Here is an 8570-nt window from a genome sequence, read left to right as displayed (position 1 = left end):
TCCATCAGCTTCTCGCTGATCTCGTTGACCCTCGCCGGGTCATGGTTGTTCTTCGGTGACACCGTAGTCATTATCGGTGAAACTCCTTCTAGATGAGAGCCTCACACACAAACTTTCTGACACCCTCGATTCTCTCCCTTGATGAATATGCACTAGACACGCCCTTCCCCCTCAGCCCCGAAGAGATCGAAGAGTGGTTCTCGCTCCTCGACTCCCCGGAGCTCTTAGCTCATAGAGTCTCACCCCAGGGCGATACTTTTAACTTCAATGATCTGCCCACCTTGGACGAACTGAATAGCGTCCGCATGGCAGAAGAGGTCGTCGAGCGCGACCGTCTTGAGGCGGAGGCAGCAGTACCTGAAAGCGAAAGGTCGGCTTGGCAGTCACTCACCGCCGATGCTCAAGCAAGCGTTCTCCGCCAAATTCAGGAGCTCGAAGAGCAAGTGAGCGCGCTCAAAGACGCGCCCTTCCCTTGGGCTCGTGACTTGTACAACGCAGTAAAAACCGGCTCACTGAGCAAAGAACACCAGCTGCGGGAAAAGCTTCGTAGCGATCTGACGTTCGCGCATAGCTTTGATGAGCGCCTGGCGGCACTCAAACACATAAGCAGTACGGAACCCGTTGAGCGATTTATGCCCGTGGCGCGCTCTCTCCAGGCACTCCTGAACGGTGGCGGGTCAATCAAGGTGAAAGCCGACGGCATGCCAAAAATCGGCCTACTCACCAATAGCGCCGTGAAAGAGGCCATGCCGTTTTTTGAAAGCGTCTCGGTCAACGGCGTACCACCCACGAACTCAACCGACATTGCCTTTTTCCAAGCCTACGTAGAGTTTCAGTGGGCCTTAGAGCCCCTGCTCACGACATGGCGTTATTCAACGCCCCCGAAGACTTCTTCGCCGAGAGAAATCCTGCTGTTCTGGGAAAACACGCTCTCCGAATACAGTGCTTCCCTTGATGATGCGGAACGGATCGTGTCGCGCGTCGATCGGCTCAAGAAATACGGGTTTGACGTCGCCCCAGAATCGCTCCTCCCGCTGAAGTCTCGGTTGGGACTTCTGCACTCGCATTCTCAACATATCGCCGAGGCGAACCGAAAATCTCACAAGGTAGACACCGCACTGCATTGGCTCAACTCATCAAAGAGCGAACTTGGCGAGCTGCATTGGATGTGCCCGCTGGAAGATGCCATGAAGCTTCGCGATACAAACGCTTTCTCCGCTGCACTCGCGGCAGCGCACGAGAATGTAGCGCTCTCGAGCAAGTTACGGAGACGCGAGTCGCTGACTAGACACGCGACACAATGGTCTGCGAGCCTCGCCAGAAGAGCAGTCGACCACCCTGATCGTGACCTCTGGCGAGAGCGCGTCCGCACGGCCGAATCCGCTCGCCGTTGGGCACACATGGGTGAAATCTTGTCGCGCCGACTCAAACCGAACCTCAAGACGATTACGGATGCGGTGGAAGCCGTCGACGCGAGTATTTCACAAACTGTTTCCTCGCTTGCAGCTGAGCGCGCGTGGGCAAAGGCCGTGAACAATGAACGCGTCGATCAACTTATGCGGGTTAAACTCGTCGCCTACAGCCAAGCAGTAAAGCGTCTTGGCAAAGGAACCGGAAAATATGCTGACCAACGTCGTCGCGATGTGCGTAAGCACCTCGAGGCTTGCCAGTCCGCGGTCCCTGTCTGGATCATGCCCATTTACAAGGTCGTCGAGCAGTTTGATCTCGAAGAGAACATGTTCGACGTCGTTATTGTGGACGAGGCCTCCCAGTCGAGTTTTGACGCGATCTTCCTGCAGTACCTCGCCCCTCGCATCGTCGTGATTGGCGACGACAAGCAGGTGTCTCCAACCAGCTTCGAGAATGAAGATGAAATCCGAAAACTCGCTCGCCAATACTTGAGCGATTTTGAGCGGGTCGATTCGTGGACTGACCCATCGCGGTCCCTGTTCGACGAAGCAAATATGCGTTACGGCGGGCGCATTACCTTAGACGAACACCGGCGCTGTGTGCCGGAAATCATCGAGTTCTCAAACCGCTATATCTACGAACCAGAAAACATTTCGCTTAAGCCGGTCCGAGCTATCGAGTCTGAGCGCCTCGCTCCTTTCAGGATCACTCGGACCCCGAATGCGTTCGAAACAGAAAGTGATGCCAGACGCGTCAACACGGCAGAAGCAGACACGCTGGTGAACAAGGTTCTGGAGGTCCTCGAAGATCCGAACTATTCGGGCAAGACTCTAGGCGTCATCTCTCTGCTCAGTAACTCAAGGCAGGCAACGTACATTCAGGCCCGCTTGCTCGAGAAACTCCCGCCTGAGATTTGGGAAGAGCGCGATCTCAAGGTCGGTAGTCCTGCAGAATTCCAGGGTGCCGAGCGCGACGTGATCTTCCTCAGCATGGTCCAGCCGGCTTCCCCGGACTCTCGGATTCCTGCGCTTACGAGGAGCACATTCCTTCAGCGCTACAATGTTGCGGTGAGCCGCGCGAAAGACCAGGTGTGGCTCTTCCATTCGGTGGGCTTCGAGGAGCTCAACCCGGAAGACATTCGCGCAAAGCTGCTCCAATACGCCTACGAAGTCGCTCAAGCCCAGCCAGAGTCTAATGTGAGCGAGCTTGTGCCGAACGACGATCGCGTTGAACCTTTCGATTCGCTCTTCGAGCAGCGCGTTTATAACCGCATTGTTGAGCGGGGGTACCAGGTCATTCCCCAGTACCGAGCATTCGGCTATCTCATTGACTTGGTCGTCGTCGGAGCAGAGGGCCGCCTCGCTGTAGAGTGCGACGGAGATTTTTGGCATGGCGACCAGCAAGCGCTTGCCGATCAACAGCGGCAACGCGAGCTCGAGCGACTTGGGTGGACGTTCGTGCGCTTCTTTGAATCTGACTTCTACCTTGATCCAGACGAACAGATGCAGAAGGTTTGGGATGCGCTCGAAGAACTCGACATCCACCCAGCGAATCAGGAACTCAATTTCGATCCCTCTAAGAACGTAGAGGTCATCGATGCCGTCTTCGCTGACGACGACCCACTTGAGCTTGAAACGACATCAGCACAGGTGCTCAACACCGAAGACGACATCGCGGACATCGAAGCTGAGCCTGAACCCGAAAATCCGGATCCTGTCGAGCCAGAGGAGCTGTCTGCGCACACCGTTGAGACAATCACTGCCCCAGCTGCTGAGCCTGAGTCGGTAGAGGACGCACCTGAAACCCGGGAACGCACCCAGACTCGCCCTCGTCTTGGCTTCAATGCCCAGCCATCCTCGCCCAGTCCAAAGCGTCACCGCAACGCGGAGCAGTCGAACAATCGGTTCAGCACCGGCGGTTCAGGCACCCCGCAAGACGCGGATGCGCCACGCGCACCCTCAGTCCCCAGCCACGGTGTAGTACTCCGGGCGGGCGACATCGCTCCGATTGGTCACCCGAGTGACCCTATGCGTGCAGCTCGTCCATACGAATCCTTCACCGGGACGACTGTGCCAGTGCACTCAGCTACACCGCAGGAGATGAAGACTGGGATGCTGCAGATCCTCGAAGTCGAGGGGCCCATGCTGGGCGGATATTTGTTCTCTCGCTATGTGAAGGCAAGCGGAGATCTGCGCGTGACCAAGAAAGTATCTTCCCGCCTCAACCCGCTTCTTTCTATGCTTCGCAATAGCGGAGCAGTTGAGAGTGATGACCCGCTTGGCAGCAAGGGGTTCAAGGACAAGACGTTCCGCCTCCCCCACCAGGAGATGGTAAACCTCCGCGAGCTAGGTCCCCGAAGTATCCATGAAGTTCCCCCGATGGAACTTCGGGCTCACGTATTGAAAGCTTTTTATCGCGTGGGCACAACTGACCGAGAAGCTGTGATGCGTGAAGCTCTCCGCCTCTTGGGGTTAAAGCGACTTACTGAGGTCACAGCGGAAAGGCTGCAACCTCATTATGAGTCTGTGATGGACAAAGAGGCAAGGTACTGACATCGACGGTTAAAGTCGGCTGCTCAACCGCCCCCTACCCCCGAGCCGCCAGGTTGTGCATGACGCCTGACGTGCTCGGGTACAGCGCTTTGTAGTCCTCATACAGCGCATCGAAGTCGAAGTCCGCGGACGGCACGAACTCCTTGCTCACCGGGTTCCACGCATCAATGCTGTCCGCCATCCCGATGGTTTGGGCGACCATGAAGGCATCGCCTAGCGACGCCCCAATGTGGTACTTCCGCCGCGTCTGCACTCGCCCCGTCACGTCGGTGACAATTTGCGGCCACAGGTCCGCGGTGAGCCCGCCGCCGGCGCAAGCGATGTGGTCGATGCGCAGGCCGGACTGCTCCATCACCTCGATGTTGTGGCGCACGGCCAGCGCCGTCCCCTCGAGCACCGCGCGGTACAGGTGCCCGCGGGTATGGTGCAACCGCAGGCCCGCGATGACGCCGCGCGCGTCCGGGTCTTGGATGGGCGTGCGTTCGCCCTCGAAGTAGGGCAGGACCAGCAGGCTTTCCGAGCCCGCGGGCACGGCCGCTGCTTCCTTGGTCAGCACGCTGTAGTCGGTCTCGCCGGTGAGCTGGCGCATCCAGTCCGTGAGCGACCCGGAGGTGGCCAGGCCCCCGGCCATGTTGTAGATGCCCGGGCGCGTGCCCGTCGTCCCCCACATGGACGCGTGGCGCACGCGGTGGTCCGCGTTGCCCACGAGGAAGAGCGTGGTGCCGTACATCAGGAACAGTTCGTCGGCGTTGACTGCGCCGACTGATTCCTGCTCGGCCCAGGCGTCGATAGTCCCTGCGATGACCGGCACCCCAGCCTCGATGCCGGGAATTCCCAGGTCGGCGCGGGTAGTGCCGGCGATCTCGCTGCTCCACAGCAGTGCCGGCGGGAGCGTGTTCGGCGCGATTTCGGCCCACACCGCCTTGTCCCACTCGCGGGTTTGCGGGTCATACAGCGGGGTGCACTGGCTGGCAGACTGGCGGTCGAGCACGTATTCGCCGGTCAGTTGCTTAACGACGTAGCTCGCCGGCATATAGAAGCGCGACTCCCGCTCCCGCAGCTGCGGGAAATGGCGGTAGAACCACGCGAACTTAGGCCCGGCCGCCTGGGTGGTCAGGCACGAGTCGCGGGCCTCAAGCAGCGAGTCGGCGCCGAACCGCTTGGCAAGCTCCTCGATCTCCGTCCTCGCGCGCGCATCGACGCCGTAGAGCGCGGCCTGGGCAACCGGGGCATCGCTGGAATCGGTGAGCGCGACGCACGGCCCCATGCCGGAGACTCCGATGCCGGCGAGGTGCACATCGACGCTGCCCAGCAGCTTTGCGGCCAGGGAGGCGTACTCCTCGAACCAGATGCGCGCGTCCATGGACACGATCCCGTCCGGGGTGCGCGACACCGCGTGCTCGCAGGTCTCGCTGGCCAGGACGGTGCCGTCCGACGCCACGAGCACCGCCTTCGAGCTCGAGGTACCGACGTCAAACCCCAGGACTGCTTCTTGGCTCATACTCACTCCTCTGGATCGGAAGGTTTCTGACCATTATCGCAGGTGTGGATATGGCTGCGGCAACAATACAAGAAACGCAAGGGCGCTGCTTCGGCGCCTTTCGCGACGTTCAGACTATCTGCTCAGGCGACAGAATCGTTAGCAACGATGCAAGTATCTGATGATGGTGTCCCACTCATGCGTTGGCGTTGAGTCGTATACTTGGTGCTCCGAGTGCGGTGATTTCGGTACCGGTAACGCGTCGGTGGCAAATCAACTCGAAGATGACGGTATCAAGAGTAGATTCTGCACTACCCCAATGCAATCCTTTTCCGCGATTTCGTTGACCCTCGCCGGGTCATGGTTTTTCTTCGGTGACACCGTAGTCATTTTCGGTGAAACTCCTTCTAGATGAGAGCCTCACACACAAACTTCCTGACACCCTCCTCGGGTGGGTATCGAGTAACAGCCGGGACAGTGCACCTTAAACGTATACCATGGGTCCTCCTAGCTGTCCGCTCAGCCGATTCGACGTGCTGAGCTACAAAACTAGCGAAGCAGCACGTAGCAGCGGAACTGCCGGCCCGGACCGAAAGGAGGGGCCGGGTCGCGGTTGAATAGTGGCCACGCACGACTGAGCCCTCGCGATCAGCCACACCACAACCCTTTGCGCGGAGCCTGATGTTTTGTGCCATAAGAGCTTCACTGGCATTTTGCACGGTGAAGTGCGAACACCGGTGACTCGAGCAGATTTGGCGAACAGTCCAGCCTCTCAGCGCAAGAATTGAGGCAGTCCGGCAGCCGATCGCAACGGGAGTCTCTGCCAACGTCGGCGCGATGAGGGGGCGCGTCACCTGAATCCTGTTCTGGACTGTTACTGGATGATCACTAACGCGTTACTCGATACTCACCACGGTGTTACTAGATGCGACCACGCAACAGATGGGACTCACTCACGCTCCATGTCGTCAAAACTTGGAACTATAGCGCATGGACCAGCACCACCTGACTAATGAACTGCAAATGTCGACGCGTCCTTTACCTTCCAGGGCGCGCCATCAGCAATCGTTACACCGCGTTAAGAGACTTGACCTATGTGTTCTATTCCTACTTCGATCACCGCGCCAAAACCAAGCGGCCGAGAAGTTGGTGTTTGTGCTGTAGTTTCAGGCCTTTAGTTAACTTATCGACAGATTTTTTCCGCATGTGTTAACGTTGGCTCATGAAAGTTTTTCCCGAGCAAACGCGCACCCAAGAAGACCTCAGACCAGTGCTTCCATCAATACAGTGGGCACTCGCAGCGGCTAGGCGTGCCACAGAAAGCCAATACGACCCGGCAACAGGACATGATCGAACAATTCGAGGACATCTTTTACACAATCAGGTTTGCGACCGATTGGATCGTGCATTCAGCGCAGGAAACTACCAGCGCCAGGCCGGCTCCGAGTCACCAATTGATGACTCCGCACTCTTTGAATCGTTATCCCAAGATGAAATCGAATCGATGCCAAACCTGAAGCCCGGAGTAGTGCGAAGAGAGGACGTCAATCAATCACCAGCTTGGCGGTTTGGGGATATCACTCTGCTGCCTCAGTCATTCACCGCTGAACCTTTTGAATCCTGGGTATGGTCCCAACGAAGCAGAAAAACGAAACGCAATATTGCTCAGATTGAGTACGATTTCGACGGACAACCCGGGGATCAAATGCATCTCGGTATCGGCCCAGATCTGCTACCTGCCGGAGACTTTCTAATTATTGGATACCGCTACACGGGGACCACATTCGAAGCTGGTATCGGGGTCGCCCGTGACAACAAGTTCGGCGGTCGCCCCTGGCATTGGTTTACCAAGTTGGATCCATGGAAGCCAACCACCATACTTGTACCAGAAAGCGAGCTCCTTGTTGAGCCCCACAGGATCAATAGGAATGTTTCGCTTAAACGCGAAAGCCAACAATCGAAATAGCACGCAATAGATTTACCGAGGAGGTCATTCCAATTGCACAATCACATTTTTGAACCTTCTCAGCTAACCCTTCTGCGCGAATTAGAGGGAATTACCAAAGCGAGCCTTGCAAATGAGCTCGGCGTTACTCCAGCAACTATTACTGGATGGGAAAACGGCGCTCGAAACCCATCACCTAGCAATATTGCTCGATTGTCCTTTCGATTCGCGGTCGAGCCAGAATTTTTTAGTTTTCTCGATACCTTTAAAAGTCCAGATCTCCCTTTCTTCAGGTCTCTGCGCTCAACCACAGTGGCTGAGCGAACAAAAAGCAACGCGTACGTGGACGTTGTAGAGCGGATAATCAGAGCTCTAGAAAAAAACGTTAACTTTCCGTCCTACGACGAGTTCACATTGGACGGCAGCCAATCGCCCGAGGACGTAGCATTGCAAATTCGTAAGGCACTTGGCCTCGGACTGCACCCAATACCTAACCTCCTCGAACTGATTGAAAACGCTGGCATTTTCGTCGTTTTCGGCCCCGGTAGCTCAAACTCTGTTGATGCTTTCTCAAAAATAACGCAGCCTAACCCCGTGGTCGTGTTAAATCCCTCAAAAAACGACTACTACAGGCAGAGGTTTGATCTTGCACACGAACTGGGACACATCGTTCTTCATAGCGGCGATCAAGTGGGGGAAAAAGCAATCGAGGTCGAGGCCAACCGCTTCGCAGGCGAATTTTTGGCACCGACAAAACTGATTGCCGAAAACCTACCGCATAAATTAGATCAAAGCGGTCTTAACCAACTCCGTATCTTGAAGGAACGATGGGGCATCAGCATGCAGGCGTTGCTGTACCGCGCACATTCCCTAGGCACGATGGATGATAGATCATATAAAAACGCCATGATGACCTTTTCCAAACGGGGATGGCGCCGCAGCGAACCTGGAAATCGCGTCGTCCTGGAAGCCCCTACGCTGTTGCCCAGTGCGATGACTCTCTTAAACAACGCAGGATATGATTTGAGTCAAATAGCACGGGAAGCTGGTGTTCCTACCCGCGTTCTACAACAAGTAGCGCGCTATACGCCCTTTCCGAAAATGGCCAAGCCTACTTTCCAATAAGCCTCAAACCCAAGAAAACCCCTATTAGAGTACGGCACTCACACCACATCCCTCCGGA

The 8570-nt window shown here is 56.6% G+C and carries 4 protein-coding genes; 3 read left to right on the top strand and 1 reads right to left on the bottom strand.

The annotated features are described in order from the left end of the window. Positions 1-92: 92 nt before the first annotated feature. The gene (locus EAW56_RS07770; protein WP_122085998.1) at positions 93-3962 is read left to right on the top strand and encodes an AAA domain-containing protein; all 3870 of its coding nucleotides are present in this window, start codon (positions 93-95) and stop codon (positions 3960-3962) included. A gap of 34 nt (positions 3963-3996) precedes the next feature. Here the strand turns inward: EAW56_RS07770 and EAW56_RS07765 are convergent, their stop codons facing one another. Further along, entirely contained in the window at positions 3997-5463 is a 1467-nt protein-coding gene (locus tag EAW56_RS07765; RefSeq protein ID WP_122085996.1) for an FGGY-family carbohydrate kinase, read from the bottom strand. 1201 nt (positions 5464-6664) lie between these two features. On the opposite strand from EAW56_RS07765, the gene EAW56_RS12585 reads away from it, so the two are divergent. Both EAW56_RS12585 and EAW56_RS07760 read left to right on the top strand, forming a co-directional pair. Next, positions 6665-7408, top strand: coding sequence for a hypothetical protein (locus EAW56_RS12585; protein WP_147453267.1), 744 nt, complete (start codon positions 6665-6667; stop codon positions 7406-7408). A 33-nt stretch (positions 7409-7441) separates the two neighbouring features. Next, on the top strand, positions 7442-8512 hold the full coding sequence (locus EAW56_RS07760) for an XRE family transcriptional regulator (protein ID WP_122085995.1): 1071 nt from the start codon (positions 7442-7444) through the stop codon (positions 8510-8512). The last annotated feature ends 58 nt before the right edge of the window (positions 8513-8570 follow it).

Origin of the sequence: Corynebacterium gottingense (assembly GCF_003693265.1) — a bacterium.
GTDB lineage: Bacteria > Actinomycetota > Actinomycetes > Mycobacteriales > Mycobacteriaceae > Corynebacterium > Corynebacterium gottingense.
The sequence above is the reverse complement of the archived record's forward strand: the minus strand, read 5'-3'. Positions and strand labels throughout refer to the sequence as shown.